Genomic DNA, 18292 nt, shown 5'->3' with positions numbered 1-18292 from the left:
CCGCTGGTTGGTCATTGGGATACGTGGAGGCCAAACCCGACTTATTAAGGAACTATCATGTCCCAAGTCAACATGCGCGATATGCTGAAGGCCGGTGTGCACTTCGGTCACCAGACCCGTTACTGGAACCCGAAAATGGGTAAATACATTTTCGGCGCGCGTAACAAGATCCACATCATCAACCTTGAAAAAACCCTGCCAATGTTCAACGAAGCGCTGACTTTCGTAGAGCGCCTGGCCCAGGGCAAAAACAAGATTCTGTTCGTCGGCACCAAGCGTTCCGCTGGCAAGATCGTTGCTGAAGAAGCAGCACGTTGCGGTTCGCCGTACGTCGATCACCGCTGGTTGGGCGGCATGCTGACCAACTTCAAAACCATCCGTGCTTCCATCAAGCGTCTGCGTGACCTTGAAGTGCAAGCCGAAGACGGTACTTTCGCCAAGCTGACCAAGAAAGAGGCGCTGATGCGCACTCGCGACCTGGAAAAGCTCGATCGTTCCCTGGGTGGTATCAAGGACATGGGCGGTCTGCCTGACGCACTGTTCGTTATCGACGTTGATCACGAGCGCATCGCGATCACCGAAGCCAACAAGCTGGGCATCCCGGTTATCGGCGTAGTCGATACCAACAGCAGCCCGGAAGGCGTTGACTACATCATCCCAGGCAACGATGACGCAATCCGCGCTATCCAGCTATACATGGGTTCGATGGCTGACGCTGTCATCCGTGGTCGCAACCACGTTGCTGGTGGTACCGAGCAGTTCGTTGAAGAAGCTCCGGTAGCTGCCGCTGAGTAATTGACGCCCTGGCGTTGACTCAGTAAGCAAAAAGGGGGCTTGGCCCCCTTTTTGCCCCCTCGAAAACCATTTGTCGGCAGCGCAGCTACAACATCTGTAACGTGCAGCGGCCTACAACGGAGATTCGGGAAGAATTGATCGCCCGTTTGATCGGGTGGAATGGTTGAAAACCTATCCAAGAGGATTTTGAAATGGCAGAGATTACTGCAGCGTTGGTCAAAGAACTGCGTGAGCGTACCGGCGAAGGCATGATGGATTGCAAAAAGGCCTTGACCAAGGCCGGCGGCGACATCGAAAAAGCCATTGATGACATGCGCGCTTCGGGCGCCATCAAGGCTGCCAAGAAAGCAGGCAACGTCGCTGCTGAAGGCGCCATCGCTCTGAAGGAGGACGGTAAATCCGCAGTCCTGCTGGAAGTGAACTCGCAGACCGACTTCCTGGCTCTGCAGGACGACTTCAAGGCATTCGTTGCTGCCAGCGTTGAGAAAGCGTTCGCTGACAAGCTGACTGACGCCGCTCCGCTGATCGAAGCTCAAGAAGCTGATCGCCTGGTATTGGTCGGCAAGGTTGGCGAAAACGTCAACATCCGTCGCCTGGTTCGCGTTGAAGGTGATGTTGTCGGTGGTTACCTGCACGGCAACAAGATCGGTGTAGCGGTTGTCCTGAAGGGCGGCAATGTTGAGCTGGCCAAAGACATCGCCATGCACGTAGCAGCCAGCAACCCTGAGTTCCTGCTGCCGTCGGAAGTGTCTGCTGACGCAATCGAACGTGAAAAAGCCGTGTTCATGAGCCTCAACGCTGACAAGATCGCTGGCAAGCCAGAGAACATCGTTGAAAACATGATCAAAGGCCGTATCACCAAGTTCCTGGCAGAAGCAAGCCTGGTCGAGCAGGCGTTCGTCAAGAACCCTGAAGTCAAGGTTGGCGAACTGGCCAAGAAAGCCGGTGCTGAAATCGTTTCCTTCACTTACTTCAAAGTAGGCGAAGGCATCGAGAAGCCGGTCGACAACTTCGCAGAAGAAGTTGCTGCCCAGCTGGCTGCCGCCAAGCAATAAGACAGTTTTCAACTGTCGCCCGAAAGAGGCTGCCCGCTCACGCGCGCAGCCTCTTTTCAAATGGGAAGGCTGATTTTATTTGGCTTCCCCTTGGAACTGGCTTACAAAGCCGTGTTCCGATGGCGCTGTGACAGCGTCCAGCTAGAGTGAACGCAAGCCGTAAACGGCTCGCCAAGAATTTTTAAAAAATACGCCGCAGGAGAGATTCGCAATGGCTCAGCAGGGCAGTGGTTATCAGGCTCGCTATAAACGCATTCTACTCAAGCTCAGCGGCGAGGCCCTGATGGGCTCGGAAGAGTTCGGGATCGATCCCAAGGTGCTTGATCGCATGGCGCTGGAAGTCGGCCAACTGGTCGGTATCGGCGTGCAGGTAGGCCTGGTGATTGGCGGCGGCAACCTGTTTCGTGGCGCGGCCCTGAGTGCTGCCGGCATGGATCGGGTAACCGGTGACCACATGGGTATGCTGGCCACTGTGATGAATGCCCTGGCCATGCGTGATGCCCTCGAGCGTGCCAACATCTCGGCTATCGTGATGTCGGCAATTTCCATGGTGGGTGTGACTGATCACTATGATCGCCGCAAAGCCATGCGCCACCTGAACTCCAAGGAAGTGGTGATCTTCGCTGCGGGTACGGGTAACCCGTTCTTCACCACCGATTCGGCGGCTTGCCTGCGCGCCATCGAGATCGATGCTGACGTGGTGCTCAAGGCCACCAAGGTGGATGGCGTATACACCGCAGACCCATTCAAAGATCCGCATGCCGAGAAGTTCGATCATCTGACCTACGATGAAGTGCTGGATCGCAAGCTGGGCGTGATGGACCTGACGGCTATTTGCCTGTGCCGTGACCACAAGATGCCGCTGCGCGTATTTAACATGAACAAGCCCGGCGCCCTGCTGAATATCGTACACGGCGGCGCGGAAGGGACTCTGATCGAGGAAGGCCAACAATGATCAACGACATCAAGAAAGGCGCCCAAGCGCGTATGCACAAATCCCTGGAGTCTCTGAGCCATGCATTCGGCCAGATTCGTACCGGCAAGGCGCACCCAAGCATCCTGGGGAGTGTGATGGTGCCTTACTATGGCGCCGATACCCCGCTGAGCGGCGTTGCCAACGTCACCGTGAAAGACTCCCGCACCCTGCAAGTCGTGGCTTTCGAGCGCAACATGCTCGCGGCGGTCGACAAGGCCATCCAGAGCGCTGGTCTGAACCTCAACCCGACCAACCTGGGCGAGTTGCTGCTGATCTCCATGCCTGCCCTGACTGAAGAAACCCGCAAGGGCTTCACCAAGCAGGCGCGCAGCGCAGCGGAAGATGCACGTGTTGCGGTGCGCAACATCCGTCGTGATGCCTTGGGCGATCTGAAGAAACTGGTCAAGGACAAGGAAATCAGCGAAGACGAAGAGCGTCGTGCCATCGCCGATATCGACAAGCTGACCAAGGATGCCGAGGCCCAGATCACCAAGGTCACGGAAGAAAAAGAAAAGGACCTGATGGCCGTATAAGGGGTCAGGACGCCTTCATGGAAAAGACCAAGCAGACTGTGCCCTCCGTGGTGCCGCGCCATGTCGCGATCATCATGGATGGTAATAATCGCTGGGCGAAGAAGCGCTTTTTGCCGGGTGTCGCAGGGCATAAAGCGGGGGTTGATGCGGTTCGGGCTGTGATCGAGGTGTGCGCCGAGGCCAAGGTCGAAGTCCTGACCCTGTTTGCCTTCTCCAGTGAGAACTGGCAGCGGCCCGCCGAAGAAGTCAGTGCCTTGATGGACCTGTTCTTCAAGGCCCTGCGTCGGGAGGCCAAGCGCCTCAACGAGAACAACATCAGCCTGCGCATCATCGGTGATCGCTCGCGGTTCCACCCGGAACTGCAAGCGGCCATGCGCGAGGCCGAGGCGATCACTGCCGGTGTCGGCCGTTTTGTGCTGCAGATTGCAGCCAACTACGGCGGGCAGTGGGATATTGCCCAGGCCGCCCAACGGCTGGCCCGTGAAGTGCAGTCCGGGCATCTGCGCCCGGACGATATCACCCCCGAGCTGTTGCAAACCTGTCTGGTGACCGGCGACCTGCCGTTGCCGGACTTGTGCATCCGTACCGGTGGCGAGCACCGCATCAGCAACTTCCTGTTGTGGCAGTTGGCCTATACCGAGCTGTACTTCTCCGACCTGTTCTGGCCGGACTTCAAACACGATGCCATGCGCACTGCGCTGGCCGATTTCGCTTCCCGTCAGCGTCGCTTCGGTAAAACGAGCGAACAGATCGAAGCTGGAGCCCGGGTTTAAATGCTTAAACAACGAATCATCACGGCACTGATCCTGTTACCGATCGCCTTGTGTGGGTTTTTCCTGCTCGAGGGCTCCGGCTTTGCGCTGTTTATCGGCCTGGTCGTAACCCTGGGAGCCTGGGAGTGGGCGCGCCTGGCGGGTTTCGGCACGCAGTTGTCACGTGTGGTGTATGCCGCCGCCGTCGCGCTATTACTGTTCCTGATGTATATCCTGCCCGACGTTGCGCCCTGGGTGTTGGGGGCGGCGGTACTGTGGTGGGCATTGGCGACTTTCCTGGTGCTGACCTATCCGCAGACCAGCAGCCATTGGTCCAGCGTGGCCTGCAAGCTGGTAATCGGTCTGTTGATCCTGTTGCCGGCCTGGCAAGGGCTGGTGCTGATCAAGCATTCGCCCATGGGCAACTGGTTGATCATGGCCGTGATGGTGCTTGTCTGGGGGGCTGATATCGGCGCCTATTTCTCCGGTCGGGCATTCGGCAAGCGCAAGCTGGCGCCGGCGGTCAGCCCGGGCAAGAGCTGGGAGGGGGTCTACGGCGGCCTGGCTTTGACGTTGGCGATCACGCTGGTTGTGGGGCTGGTGCGCGACTGGTCGATCAAGGACATCGTCCTGGCGCTGCTGGGCACGGCCGTGGTGGTATTTATTTCGGTGGTGGGTGACCTCACTGAAAGCATGTTCAAGCGCCAGGCCGGGATCAAGGACAGCAGCAATCTGCTGCCGGGTCATGGGGGGGTGCTGGACCGCATTGACAGCCTTACCGCGGCTATCCCGATCTTCGCTGTGCTCTTGTGGATGACCGCTTCGTGAGCCGCCTGCAGCAAGTGACCGTACTGGGGGCCACCGGCTCGGTAGGGCTGAGCGCCCTGGATGTGATCGCTCGCCACCCTGATCGTTATCAAGTCTTCGCTCTGACCGGGTTCTCGCGCCTGAGCGAATTGCTGGCCCTGTGCGTGCGCCACGGGCCGCGCTTCGCTGTCGTGCCTGAGGTTGCGGCTGCGCGGGGGCTGCAGGAGGAACTGCGGGCTGCCGGGCTGTCCACTCAAGTGCTGGTGGGGGAGGAGGGGTTGTGTCAGGTCTCGGCCGATGCCGAGGTGGATACGGTGGTGGCGGCCATTGTCGGCGCCGCCGGCTTGCGCCCGACCTTGGCGGCGGTCGATGCCGGCAAGAAAATCCTGCTGGCGAACAAAGAAGCACTGGTTATGTCGGGCGCGCTCTTCATGCAGGCTGTGCGTAGAAGTGGCGCGGTACTGTTGCCCCTCGACAGTGAGCACAACGCAATCTTTCAGTGCATGCCCGGTGACTTTGCCCGCGGCCTGAGCCATGTGGGCGTGCGTCGGATTCTATTGACCGCCTCCGGTGGTCCTTTCCGGCAAACCCCGCTGGAAGAGCTGGAGCATGTGTCTCCCGATCAGGCGTGCGCGCACCCTAACTGGTCCATGGGGCGCAAGATTTCCGTGGATTCGGCAAGCATGATGAACAAGGGCCTGGAGTTGATCGAGGCATGCTGGCTGTTTGATGCGCGGCCTGATCAGGTCGAGGTGGTGGTTCACCCGCAAAGTGTGATTCATTCCCTGGTCGACTATGTGGACGGTTCGGTTTTGGCGCAGTTGGGCAATCCCGATATGCGTACGCCAATCGCCAATGCCCTGGCCTGGCCGGAGCGGATTGATTCCGGTGTGGCATCATTGGACCTGTTTGCGATTGCCCGGCTGGACTTCGAAGCCCCGGATGAGCAACGCTTTCCCTGTCTGCGCCTGGCGCGGCAAGCGGCGGAGGCGGGGAACAGCGCGCCGGCGATGCTCAATGCGGCCAATGAAGTGGCGGTGGCGGCGTTTCTCGAACGGCGCATCCGCTTTCCGCAGATCGCGAGTATCATCGAGGACGTCCTGGGTCTGGAGCCCGTAGTGGCTGTGAATGACCTGGGGGCAGTATTCGAGGCGGATACCAAGGCCCGGGTCCTGGCCGAACAATGGTTGAGCCGCAACGCGCGTTAGCCTATCGGCGCGCTTGAGCCTTCAGGCACTGGATTGGAATGCGGAGAAATTAGATGAGTGCGCTTTACATGATTGTCGGCACCCTGGTTGCTCTGGGTGTGCTGGTTACCTTCCACGAGTTCGGCCACTTCTGGGTGGCGCGTCGTTGCGGCGTCAAGGTACTGCGCTTTTCCGTCGGTTTCGGCATGCCGCTGCTGCGCTGGCACGACCGCCGGGGCACCGAATTCGTGATTGCCGCCATCCCGTTGGGCGGTTACGTCAAGATGCTTGACGAACGCGAAGGCGAAGTACCGGCGGATCAGTTGGACCAATCCTTCAATCGCAAGACCGTTCGTCAGCGTATCGCTATCGTTGCTGCCGGTCCGATTGCCAACTTCCTGTTGGCGATGGTGTTTTTCTGGGTTCTGGCCATGCTTGGCAGCCAACAGATACGCCCGGTTATCGGTGCGGTTGAGGCGGACAGCATGGCGGCGAAGGCTGGATTGGTCGCCGGGCAGGAAATTGTTTCTATTGATGGCGAACCCACCACCGGTTGGGGGGCGGTCAATTTGCAGTTGGTCCGTCGCCTGGGCGAAAGCGGCACCGTCAACGTGGTGGTGCGCGAGCAGGACTCCAGCACCGAAAGCCCGCGAGAATTGGCCCTGGACCACTGGCTCAAGGGGGCTGACGAGCCTGACCCGATCAAATCCCTGGGCATCCGTCCGTGGCGTCCGGCGCTGCCGCCGGTGCTCGCTGAGCTGGACCCGAAAGGGCCGGCCCAGGCCGCAGGTCTGAAAACCGGTGACCGATTGTTGGCCCTTGATGGGCAGGTGTTGGGGGACTGGCAGCAAGTCGTCGACTTGGTGCGTGTACGTCCAGATACCAAAATTGTGCTGAAAATTGAACGCGACGGTGCTCAAATCGACGTTCCCGTGACCCTGTCGGTACGCGGGGAAGCCAAGGCGGCCGGGGGTTACCTTGGTGCCGGGGTCAAGAGTCCGGAGTGGCCGCCCTCGATGGTACGAGAGGTCAGTTTCGGGCCGTTGGCCGCGATTGGCGAGGGCGTGCGACGCACCTGGACCATGAGTGTGCTGACTCTCGAATCGCTCAAGAAAATGTTGTTCGGCGAGCTCTCGGTAAAAAACTTGAGTGGGCCGATAACCATTGCTAAAGTGGCGGGCGCTTCTGCCCAGTCGGGTGTCGCGGATTTCCTGAATTTCCTGGCTTATCTGAGTATCAGCCTGGGTGTTCTGAATTTGTTGCCCATTCCTGTATTGGATGGGGGGCATCTGTTGTTTTATCTGGTCGAGTGGGTGCGTGGTCGCCCCTTGTCGGATCGGGTGCAGGGTTGGGGGATACAGATCGGTATCAGTTTGGTGGTCGGGGTGATGTTGTTAGCTCTGGTCAACGATCTGGGTCGTCTGTAACGCTTCGCTGAATTGCGAATCTGCCGCATTTTGCGGCAGTTTGTTTATTGCCAGTTGGAATAAGAAAGGACTTCATGAAACGTCTGCTGCTAACTGCGGTTCTCACCGTATTGATGATCGCCGAAGTTCACGCCGAGTCCTTCACCATCTCCGATATTCGCGTCAACGGCCTCCAGCGGGTTTCCGCGGGTAGCGTCTTTGGCGCCTTGCCGTTGAACGTTGGGGAACAGGCTGATGACCGTCGCCTGGTGGAATCCACTCGTGCGCTGTTCAAAACCGGTTTCTTTCAAGATATCCAACTGGGTCGCGAAGGCAATGTCCTGGTCATCACCGTCGTCGAGCGACCTTCCGTCGCCAGTATCGAGATCGAAGGCAACAAGGCGATCTCCACTGAAGACCTGATGAAAGGCTTGAAGCAATCCGGTCTGGCCGAGGGCGAAATCTTCCAGCGCGCCACCCTTGAGGGTGTGCGTAACGAACTGCAACGTCAGTACGTTGCCCAGGGTCGCTACTCCGCGACCGTGGAAACGGAAGTGATACCCCAGCCTCGTAACCGTGTCGGCCTCAAGGTCAACATCAACGAAGGCACCGTGGCGGCCATCCAGCACATCAACGTGGTGGGCAATACCAAGTTCGCTGACGAAGACCTGGTCGACCTGTTCGAACTCAAGACCACCAACTGGTTGTCGTTCTTCAAGAACGATGACAAGTACGCCCGTGAAAAACTCTCCGGTGACCTGGAGCGCCTGCGTTCCTACTACCTGGACCGTGGCTATATCAACATGGATATCGCTTCGACCCAGGTGTCCATCACGCCGGACAAGAAGCACGTCTACATTACCGTCAACGTCAACGAAGGCGAGAAATACAAGGTTCGTGACGTCAAGCTCAGTGGCGACCTGAAGGTGCCTGAAGACCAAGTCAAGGCCCTGCTGCTGGTGCAGAAAGACCAGGTGTTCTCGCGCAAGCTGATGACCACCACGTCCGAACTGATCACTCGTCGTCTGGGTAACGAGGGTTACACCTTCGCCAACGTCAACGGCGTGCCGACTCCGCACGATGATGACCACACTGTGGACATCACCTTCGTCGTCGACCCTGGCAAGCGTGCCTATGTGAACCGCATCAACTTCCGTGGCAACACCAAGTCCGCTGACGAAGTGCTGCGTCGTGAAATGCGTCAGATGGAAGGTGGCTGGGCTTCGACTTACCTGATCGACCAGTCCAAGACCCGTCTCGAGCGCCTGGGCTTCTTCAAGGAAGTGAACGTCGAGACTCCGGCTGTACCGGGTGTGGACGACCAGGTTGACGTGAACTACGCCGTGGAAGAGCAGGCGTCGGGTTCCATCACCGCCAGCGTCGGATTCGCCCAGAGTGCCGGTCTGATCCTTGGTGGTTCGATTACCCAGAACAACTTCCTGGGTACCGGTAACAAAGTCTCCATCGGCCTGACCCGCAGCGAATACCAGAGCCGCTATAACTTCGGTTATGTCGACCCCTACTGGACTGCCGACGGCGTGAGCCTGGGCTACAACGCCTTCTACCGCACCACCGACTACAAAGACCTCGACGTTGACGTTGCAAGCTATGCGATCGACAGCCTGGGTGTGGGTGCGAACATCGGTTACCCGATCAGCGAGACTTCGCGTCTGACCTTCGGCCTGACTGCGCAGCAGGATGAGATCAAGACCGGTGTTTACACCGTGGATGAAATCTTCGACTTCACTCGCAAGGAAGGCGACAAGTTCCTGAACTTCAAGGCGTCCGCCGGCTGGTCCGAGTCGACGCTTAACAAAGGCGTGCTCGCCACACGTGGTCACTCCCAGAGCCTGACCCTGGAAGCGACGACGCCGGGCAGCGACCTGTCGTTCTTCAAACTCGACTACCGTGGCCAGTTGTTCCAGCCGCTGAGCGATAACTACACCATGCGCCTGCACACTGAGTTGGGCTATGGTGACGGTTATGGTTCAACCAACGGGCTGCCGTTCTACGAGAACTACTATGCGGGTGGTTTCAACTCGGTTCGTGGCTTCAAGGACAGCACCCTGGGCCCTCGTGGTACGCCGAGCCGTGGTGTAGGCGTCACCGGTAACACCGGAACCGTGGCGGACTCGGATACGAGTGCGCTGCCATTCGGTGGTAACGTGTTGATCCAGGGCGGTGCGGAGATTCTGTTCCCGCTGCCGTTCGTTAAAGACCAGCGGTCCCTGCGTACTTCGGTTTTCTGGGACGTGGGTAACGTGTTCGACTCCAAGTGCGAGCAGGTCACCAACCCGAGCGGCGTGAAATCGAACACCCAGTGCAACGATGTGAGCCTCAGCAACATGGCGAGTTCCGTGGGTGTTGGTGTGACCTGGGTGACCGCGCTTGGCCCATTGAGCTTTGCTCTGGCCATGCCGATCAAGAAACCGGATAACGCTGAAACCCAGATTTTCCAATTCTCCCTCGGCCAGACGTTCTAAGCGCCTGACCTAAGATAACGACAACGGATTCTGTAGGAGTACATCGTGCGTAAGTTGACTCAATTGGTTCTGCTGGCAACCGTGCTGGTAGCGACCCCGGCCTTCGCCGAAATGAAAATTGCCGTCCTGAACTATCAGATGGCCCTGCTGGAATCCGATGCGGCCAAGAAGTACGCCGTGGACGCCGAGAAGAAGTTCGGTCCGCAACTGACCAAACTCAAGACCCTGGAAAGCAGTGCCAAGGGGATTCAGGACCGTCTGGTCGCTGGTGGCGACAAGATGCAGCAAGGCGAGCGCGAGCGTCTGGAGCTTGAATTCAAGCAAAAGGCCCGTGACTATCAGTTCCAGTCCAAAGAACTGAACGAAGCCAAGGCTGTTGCCGACCGTGAAATGCTGAAACAGTTGAAGCCGAAACTCGACAGCGCTGTGGAAGAAGTCATCAAGAAAGGTGCCTTTGACCTGGTTTTCGAGCGTGGCGCTGTGATCGACGTCAAGCCTCAATACGACATCACCCGTCAGGTGATCGAGCGCATGAACCAGCTGAAGTAAGCCATGACCGCGATTATCAAGCTCGGCGAGTTGGCCGAGTTCCTGGGCGCCACCTTGCGTGGTTCCCCGGAGAAGGAAATTACTGGGCTAGCCACCTTGCAGGAGGCTGGCCCAGCTCAGTTGAGCTTCCTCGCAAACCCCCAATACCGTAAATACCTGGTCGACAGCCAAGCCGCAGCCGTGTTGCTCAAAGCCGCTGACGCCGAAGGGTTTGCCGGGGATGCGCTGGTGGTGGCCGATCCGTACCTGGCGTATGCGCGGGTGTCACACCTGTTCGATCCTAAGCCCAAGGCGGCCGGCGGTATTCATCCGTCAGCGGTTATTGCCGATGATGCCCAGGTTCACCCTGCGGCCAGCATCGGTGCCTTTGCGGTGATCGAGAGCGGTGCACGCATTGCCGCCGGTGTAACGGTGGGTGCGCATTGCTTTATCGGCGCGCGCTGCGAAATCGGTGTTGACGGCTGGTTGGCTCCCCGCGTGACCCTGTACCACGATGTGCGTATCGGTGAGCGTGTGGTCATTCAATCCGGTGCGGTCATTGGTGGCGAAGGCTTCGGCTTTGCCAATGCCAAAGGTATCTGGAACAAGATTGCCCAGGTCGGCGGCGTATTGATCGGCGACGACGTTGAGATCGGCGTCAATACGGCTGTGGATCGCGGGGCTCTGGCCGATACCGTGATCGGTAATGGCGTAAAGCTCGACAACCAGATCCAGATCGCCCACAACGTGCAGATTGGCGATCACACCGCCATGGCCGCGTGCGTCGGGATTTCCGGCAGCACCAAAATCGGCAAGCATTGCATGCTCGCCGGTGGCGTAGGGCTGGTGGGGCATATCGAAATTTGCGACAACGTTTTCATCACGGGCATGACCATGGTGACCCACTCGATCACCGAGCCGGGTGCCTATTCTTCCGGTACCGCCATGCAGCCCGCAGCTGAATGGCGCAAGAGCGCAGCACGTTTGAGGCATCTCGACGACATGGCTCGACGCCTCAAGCAGCTGGAAAAGCGTGTTGGAGACGTGACCCCTGGCGGTAATGCTTCATCAGAAGGCTGATACCATTTCCATATCAAGTGTGCACAGCCGCTAGACTGCCTCCTTGATTTGCTAGCGGGGCGTACTTTTAGTCCGCCCCCAATCTTTATTACAGGCTTCCCTCCGAAATGATGGACATCAACGAGATTCGCGAATACCTGCCTCACCGTTACCCGTTCCTGCTGGTGGATCGCGTGGTGGACCTCAATGTTGAGGAAAAGCGCATTCGTGCCTACAAGAATGTCAGCATCAACGAACCGTTCTTCAACGGTCACTTTCCCGCGCATCCCATCATGCCGGGCGTGTTGATCATCGAAGCGATGGCCCAGGCTGCCGGTATCCTTGGTTTCAAAATGCTCGATCTCAAGCCTGCCGACGGCACGCTTTATTATTTTGTGGGCTCCGACAAGTTGCGTTTCCGCAACCCGGTCACCCCGGGTGACCAGTTGATCCTGGAAGCCAAGTTCATCAGCTGCAAGCGCCAGATCTGGAAGTTTGAATGCCAGGCTTCGGTGGATGGCAAGCCGGTGTGCTCCGCCGAAATCATCTGCGCGGAACGCAAACTATGAGTTTGATTGACCCTCGCGCAATCATCGATCCGTCGGCCGTACTGGCCGCCGACGTTGAGGTCGGCCCTTGGTCGATCGTCGGCGCAGGTGTGGAAATCGGCGAGGGGACTGTCATCGGGCCGCACGTGATCCTCAAAGGGCCGACCCGCATTGGCAGACACAATCGCATCTACCAGTTCTCTTCGGTAGGCGAAGACACACCGGACATGAAGTACAAAGGTGAAGAAACGCGCCTGGTAATCGGTGATCACAACATCATCCGTGAAGGTGTGACCATTCACCGTGGCACTGTGCAGGATCGTGCTGAAACCACGTTGGGTGACCATAACCTGGTCATGGCCTATGCCCACATCGGCCACGACAGCGTGATCGGCAACCACTGCATCCTGGTCAACAACACCGCACTGGCTGGCCATGTGCACGTTGATGACTGGGCCATCCTGTCTGGGTTCACGCTGGTGCATCAGTACTGCCATATCGGTGCCCACAGCTTTTCCGGCATGGGGACCGCCATCGGCAAGGATGTTCCGGCGTTCGTCACGGTGTTCGGCAACCCTGCCGAAGCCCGCAGCATGAACTTCGAAGGCATGCGTCGCCGTGGTTTCAGCGAAGACACCATCCATGCCCTGCGCCGCGCCTACAAGGTGGTCTATCGCCAGGGGCTGACGGTGGACCAGGCGCTGACCCAACTGGCCGAGTCCGCAGCGTTGTTCCCGGAAGTCGCGGTGTTCCGTGACTCGATCCAGGCGTCGACCCGCGGCATCACCCGCTGATCATGGCCAATCTGCGTATCGCGCTGGTCGCCGGAGAAGCTTCCGGCGACATTCTTGGCGCAGGTCTCATGCGGGCGCTCAAGGCCCAGCATCCGGCGGTCGAGTTTATCGGTGTCGGTGGCCCGCTGATGCAGGCCGAGGGCCTCACTTCTTACTTTCCCATGGAGCGCCTGTCGGTCATGGGGCTGGTCGAGGTGCTGGGTCGCCTGCGTGAGCTGCTGGCTCGCCGCAAGCTTCTGATTCAGACCCTGATCGAAGAAAAACCTGACGTGTTTGTCGGAATCGACGCGCCGGATTTCACGCTCAATATCGAACTCAAGTTGCGTCAGGCCGGAATCAAGACGGTGCACTACGTCAGCCCGTCCGTATGGGCGTGGCGGCAGAAGCGCGTACTGAAGATCCGCGAAGGCTGCGACCTGATGCTGACCTTGCTGCCGTTCGAGGCCAAGTTCTACGAAGAGCAGGGTGTGCCGGTGCGTTTTGTCGGGCACACCTTGGCCGACGCCATCCCTTTGCAGGCTGATCGCAGCGTAGCGCGGGCCGAACTGGGCTTGCCTGACGGTCCGCTCGTGGCGCTGATGCCGGGCAGTCGTGGTGGCGAAGTCGGCCGTTTGGCTAGCGTGTTTTTCGATGCCGCCGAACGCCTTCAGGCCCTGAAGCCCGGGGTTCGTTTCGTGTTGCCCTGTGCCAGCCCACAGCGTCGCGCGCAGATCGAAACCCTGCTGGAAGGCCGCAACCTGCCATTGACCCTGCTCGACGGCCAGTCGCATCTGGCTCTGGCGGCGTGTGATGCGGTGCTGATCGCGTCGGGTACTGCGACTCTGGAGGCGTTGCTGTACAAGCGTCCGATGGTCGTGGCTTACCGCCTGGCGCCGCTGACGTTCTGGATTCTCAAGCGCATGGTTAAAAGCCCCTACATCTCGTTGCCCAACTTGCTGGCCCAGCGTTTGTTGGTGCCGGAGTTGTTGCAGGACGATGCAACGCCCGAGGCCCTCGCACAAACGCTACTGCCCTTGATCGATGGCGGCGAAGAACAGACCCGTGGTTTCGACGATATCCACCGTACCTTGCGGCGTGATGCGTCAAACCAGGCGGCGGATGCTGTGCTGACCTTGATCGGCCACAAACAGGAAGCCCTATGACGACGCAAATGGGCCTGGATTTCAGTCTGGTCGCACAAGCCCACGAACTGGTGGCCGGCGTGGATGAGGTCGGGCGTGGCCCGCTCTGTGGCGCGGTGGTCACCGCGGCGGTGATTCTTGACCCGAACCGTCCGATCCTCGGCCTCAATGACTCGAAAAAACTCACCGAAGCGCGTCGCGAAAAACTCTTCGACGAGATCTGTGAAAAGGCCTTGAGCTGGCATATCGCCCGGGCCGAAGTCGAAGAGATCGACGAGTTGAACATCCTCCACGCCACCATGCTCGCCATGCAACGCGCGGTCGAAGGCCTGCACATCACGCCAAAACTGGCGATGATCGACGGCAACCGTTGCCCCAAACTGGCGATGCCGGCGGAAGCGGTGGTCAAGGGCGACAGCAAGGTGCCAGCCATTGCGGCGGCCTCGATCCTGGCCAAGGTCAGCCGCGATCGTGAAATGGCCGCGTTTGAACTGATCTACCCCGGCTACGGCATCGCGGGCCATAAAGGCTACCCCACGCCCGTTCATCTGGACGCCCTGGCCCGTCTCGGCCCAACGCCGATCCACCGACGCTCGTTCGCCCCGGTTCGCCTGGCTTACGAGATGCGCGGGAGCCTGAGCGAGGTTTAGTCGCGAGGCTGATGTTTTTGCCAAGGCCCGGTACAATCCGGGCCTTGTTGTCTCCACGTTTTTAGACAGGATCACTATGCCGGCTTCATTCGTTCATCTACGCCTGCACACTGAATACTCCCTGGTCGACGGCCTGGTACGGATCAAACCGCTGGTCAAAACCCTGGTGGGCATGAATATGCCTGCGGTTGCGGTCACCGATCAGAACAACATGTGTTCCCTGGTCAAGTTCTACAAGAACGCCATGGGCGCCGGTATCAAACCGATCTGCGGCGCCGACCTGTGGCTGTCCAACAAAGACCCGGATAACCCCTTGAGCCGCATCAGCCTGCTGGCGATGAACGGCGTCGGTTATCGCAACCTCACTGAGCTGATTTCCCGTGGTTTCATCGACGGCCAGCGCAACGGTTCGATCATCATCGAGCGCGAGTGGGTTGCGGAGGCCAGCGAAGGGCTGATCATGCTGTCGGCCGCCAAAGAGGGCGAGATCGGTATCGCGCTGCTGGGCGGTAATCCCCATGAGGCCGAAGTGCTGGCGCGTGAGTGGATGCAGGTCTTTCCTGATCGCTTTTACCTGGAAGTCCAGCGCACCAACCGTCCCAACGACGAAGAACATCTGCACGCGGCGGTAGCCCTGGCCGACAAGCTGGGCGCGCCGCTGGTGGCGACCAACGATGTGCGCTTTATCAAGAAGGAAGATTTCGAAGCCCACGAAACCCGTGTGTGCATCGGCGAAGGCCGGGCCCTGGATGACCCGCGACGTTCAAAGAACTACAGCGAGGAGCAGTACCTCAAAAGCGCCGAAGAAATGGCCGAGCTGTTCAGCGACCTGCCCGAGGCCCTGGAAAACTCCGTCGAGATCGCCAAGCGTTGCAATATCGAAGTGAAGCTGGGCAAGCACTTCCTGCCCAACTTCCCGATTCCCGATGGCATGACCATCGACGAGTATTTCCGCAAGGTCTCCTTCGATGGCCTGGAGGAGCGCCTCTCGGTCCTGTTGCCCAAGGACACCACCGAAGATTACGAAGCCAAGCGTCAGGTCTATATCGACCGGCTGAATTTCGAGCTGGATATCATCATCCAGATGGGATTCCCCGGTTACTTCCTGATCGTGATGGACTTTATCCAGTGGGCCAAGAACAACGGCGTGCCGGTAGGTCCGGGCCGGGGGTCAGGTGCCGGTTCGCTGGTGGCCTATGTGCAGAAGATCACCGACCTCGACCCGCTGGAATATGACCTGCTGTTCGAACGGTTCCTGAACCCCGAACGGGTTTCCATGCCCGACTTCGACGTCGACTTCTGCATGGACGGTCGCGACCGCGTGATCGAATACGTGGCCGAGAAGTATGGTCGCAACGCTGTGAGCCAGATCATCACGTTCGGTTCCATGGCGGCCAAAGCGGTTATCCGTGACGTGGCGCGGGTGCAGGGCAAGTCCTACGGCCTGGCGGATCGTCTGTCGAAGATGATTCCGTTCGAAGTCGGCATGACTCTGGAAAAAGCCTACGAGCAGGAAGAGATCCTGCGCGACTTCATCAAGGTCGATGAAGAAGCCGCCGAAATCTGGGACATGGCGCGCAAGCTCGAAGGTGTGGTGCGTAACGTCGGTAAACACGCCGGCGGTGTGGTGATCGCGCCGACCAAGCTGACTGACTTTTCGCCGATCTATTGCGATGAAGAAGGCGGTGGCCTGGTTACTCAGTTCGACAAGGACGACGTGGAGGCGGCCGGCCTGGTGAAGTTCGACTTCCTGGGCCTGCGAACCCTGACGATCATCGACTGGGCGCTCAAGACCATCAACCGCGACCGTGCCAAGGTCGGCGAGGAACCGCTGGATATCGCGTTTATCCCGCTGGACGACAAGCCGACCTACACGTTGCTGCAAAAAGCCGAAACCACGGCGGTGTTCCAGCTGGAATCCCGCGGCATGAAAGAGCTGATCAAAAAGCTCAAGCCCGACTGCCTGGAAGACTTGATCGCACTGGTGGCCCTGTTCCGTCCGGGGCCGCTGCAATCGGGCATGGTGGACGACTTTATCAACCGTAAGCACGGTCGCGCCGAGTTGGCGTACCCGCACTCCGACTATCAGTACGAAGGCCTCAAGCCCGTTCTGGCGCCGACCTACGGCATCATCCTGTATCAGGAACAGGTGATGCAGATCGCCCAGGTGATGGCCGGCTATACCCTCGGTGGCGCGGACATGCTGCGTCGCGCCATGGGTAAGAAAAAGCCCGAGGAAATGGCCAAGCAGCGTGGCGGTTTCATCGAAGGTTGCGCGACCAACAATATCGACGCAGACCTGGCCGGTAACATTTTCGACCTGGTGGAAAAATTCGCCGGTTACGGCTTCAACAAATCCCACTCCGCCGCCTACGGCCTGGTGTCGTACCAGACGGCTTGGCTGAAAGCCCATTACCCGGCGCCGTTCATGGCGGCGGTACTGTCGGCGGATATGCACAACACCGACAAGGTCGTGACCTTGATCGAGGAAGTGCGCACCATGAAACTGCGCCTCGACGCGCCGGACGTGAACGCCTCGGAGTTCAAGTTCACGGTAAACGACGAAGGCCGCATCATTTATGGCTTGGGCGCGATCAAGGGCGTCGGCGAAGGCCCGGTGGAGGCGATCACCGAAGCGCGCCAGGACGGGCCCTTCAAGGACCTGTTCGATTTCTGCGCGCGTGTTGACCTCAAGCGCATCAACAAACGTACCCTCGATGGCTTGATCCGTAGCGGCGCGCTCGACCGCCTCGGCCCTTACTTCCATGACGAGCCGAAGGCTTACCAGGCGAATATCGACCGCAACCGCGCCGTGCTGCTCACCGCCATGGAAGAAGCGATCAAGGCCGCCGAACAGACCGCTCGTACCCACGACAGCGGCCATGCCGACCTGTTTGGCGGGTTGTTCGTCGAAGAAGACGCCGATGTCTACGCCAACCATCGCAAGGCCAAGGAGCTGACCCTCAAGGAACGTCTCAAAGGTGAAAAAGACACTTTGGGCCTGTACCTCACCGGTCATCCGATTGACGAATACGAAGGCGAAATCCGCCGTTTTGCCCGCCAGCGCATCATCGACCTTAAACCGGCGCGCGACACCCAGACCGTCGCCGGCATGATCATCGCCCTGCGGGTGATGAAAAACAAAAAGGGCGACAAGATGGGGTTTATCACCCTCGACGACCGCTCCGGCCGGATCGAGGCGTCGCTGTTTGCCGATGCATTCCATTCGGCGCAGTCGTTGCTGCAGACCGATGCCATGGTGGTGGTGGAGGGCGAGGTCAGCAACGACGACTTCTCCGGCGGCCTGCGCCTGCGGATCAAGCGGGTGATGAGCATGGAAGATGCGCGCACCAACCTGGCCGAAAGCCTGCGCCTGAAGGTGAAAACCGAGGCACTCAAGGGGGATCAGCTACGCTGGTTGGGCGAGTTGCTCAAACGCCACCGTGGCGCATGCCCGGTGACCATGGAATACACCGGTAACGACGCCAAGGCCATGCTGCAGTTCGGCGAGACCTGGCGAATTGATCCCGCTGATGGCTTGATTCAAGCATTGCGTGACCAGTTCGGTCGTGACAACGTCTTCCTCCAATACCGTTGA

The 18292-nt window shown here is 59.1% G+C and carries 16 protein-coding genes; all 16 read left to right on the top strand.

Annotation, left to right across the window (positions count from 1 at the left end; all coding sequences use genetic code 11):
• The first annotated feature begins 57 nt into the window (after positions 1-57).
• Positions 58-795 (top strand): 30S ribosomal protein S2, encoded by a 738-nt coding sequence (rpsB, locus tag ACLH0J_RS27375; RefSeq protein WP_003219330.1) that lies wholly within the window; start codon positions 58-60, stop codon positions 793-795.
• 191 nt (positions 796-986) lie between these two features.
• Positions 987-1850, top strand: a complete 864-nt coding sequence (gene tsf, locus ACLH0J_RS27370; protein ID WP_411389880.1) for a translation elongation factor Ts — start codon at positions 987-989, stop codon at positions 1848-1850.
• Positions 1851-2061: 211 nt separating this feature from the next.
• On the top strand, positions 2062-2805 hold the full coding sequence (gene pyrH / locus ACLH0J_RS27365) for a UMP kinase (RefSeq protein ID WP_003189161.1): 744 nt from the start codon (positions 2062-2064) through the stop codon (positions 2803-2805).
• Complete coding sequence (gene frr, locus ACLH0J_RS27360) at positions 2802-3359, top strand: ribosome recycling factor (RefSeq protein WP_411389879.1); 558 nt, start codon at positions 2802-2804, stop codon at positions 3357-3359. The genes pyrH and frr overlap by 4 nt, the downstream gene beginning before the upstream one ends.
• Positions 3360-3376: 17 nt before the next feature.
• On the top strand, positions 3377-4132 hold the full coding sequence (uppS, locus tag ACLH0J_RS27355; RefSeq protein ID WP_411389878.1) for a polyprenyl diphosphate synthase: 756 nt from the start codon (positions 3377-3379) through the stop codon (positions 4130-4132).
• Positions 4133-4939 (top strand): phosphatidate cytidylyltransferase, encoded by an 807-nt coding sequence (locus tag ACLH0J_RS27350; RefSeq protein ID WP_411389877.1) that lies wholly within the window; start codon positions 4133-4135, stop codon positions 4937-4939.
• The gene (gene ispC / locus ACLH0J_RS27345) at positions 4936-6126 is read left to right on the top strand and encodes a 1-deoxy-D-xylulose-5-phosphate reductoisomerase (protein ID WP_411389876.1); all 1191 of its coding nucleotides are present in this window, start codon (positions 4936-4938) and stop codon (positions 6124-6126) included. Before ACLH0J_RS27350 ends, ispC begins: the two co-directional genes overlap by 4 nt.
• A gap of 53 nt (positions 6127-6179) precedes the next feature.
• A complete protein-coding gene (gene rseP, locus ACLH0J_RS27340; protein ID WP_411389875.1) occupies positions 6180-7532 on the top strand; it encodes a sigma E protease regulator RseP in 1353 nt (450 codons plus the stop codon).
• Positions 7533-7606: 74 nt separating this feature from the next.
• Positions 7607-9994 (top strand): outer membrane protein assembly factor BamA, encoded by a 2388-nt coding sequence (gene bamA, locus ACLH0J_RS27335; protein WP_411389874.1) that lies wholly within the window; start codon positions 7607-7609, stop codon positions 9992-9994.
• Between the two features lie 45 nt (positions 9995-10039).
• Complete coding sequence (locus tag ACLH0J_RS27330) at positions 10040-10543, top strand: OmpH family outer membrane protein (protein ID WP_003219314.1); 504 nt, start codon at positions 10040-10042, stop codon at positions 10541-10543.
• Between the two features lie 3 nt (positions 10544-10546).
• Positions 10547-11602, top strand: coding sequence for a UDP-3-O-(3-hydroxymyristoyl)glucosamine N-acyltransferase (lpxD, locus tag ACLH0J_RS27325; RefSeq protein WP_411389873.1), 1056 nt, complete (start codon positions 10547-10549; stop codon positions 11600-11602).
• Between the two features lie 107 nt (positions 11603-11709).
• Positions 11710-12150, top strand: coding sequence for a 3-hydroxyacyl-ACP dehydratase FabZ (gene fabZ, locus ACLH0J_RS27320; protein ID WP_003172281.1), 441 nt, complete (start codon positions 11710-11712; stop codon positions 12148-12150).
• Positions 12147-12923 carry an acyl-ACP--UDP-N-acetylglucosamine O-acyltransferase gene (gene lpxA, locus ACLH0J_RS27315; protein ID WP_411389872.1) on the top strand — a complete coding sequence of 259 codons (777 nt, stop codon included), beginning with the start codon at positions 12147-12149 and terminating at the stop codon, positions 12921-12923. Before fabZ ends, lpxA begins: the two co-directional genes overlap by 4 nt.
• Positions 12924-12925: 2 nt before the next feature.
• Entirely contained in the window at positions 12926-14065 is a 1140-nt protein-coding gene (lpxB, locus tag ACLH0J_RS27310; RefSeq protein WP_411389871.1) for a lipid-A-disaccharide synthase, read from the top strand.
• Positions 14062-14694 (top strand): ribonuclease HII, encoded by a 633-nt coding sequence (gene rnhB, locus ACLH0J_RS27305; protein WP_411389870.1) that lies wholly within the window; start codon positions 14062-14064, stop codon positions 14692-14694. Before lpxB ends, rnhB begins: the two co-directional genes overlap by 4 nt.
• 76 nt (positions 14695-14770) lie before the next feature.
• Entirely contained in the window at positions 14771-18292 is a 3522-nt protein-coding gene (gene dnaE, locus ACLH0J_RS27300; protein ID WP_411389869.1) for a DNA polymerase III subunit alpha, read from the top strand.

It is taken from the genome of Pseudomonas sp. MPB23, assembly GCF_046605395.1.
Lineage (GTDB): Bacteria > Pseudomonadota > Gammaproteobacteria > Pseudomonadales > Pseudomonadaceae > Aquipseudomonas.
Note: the sequence above shows the minus strand (reverse complement) of the source record. Positions and strands in the feature narration are given on the sequence as shown.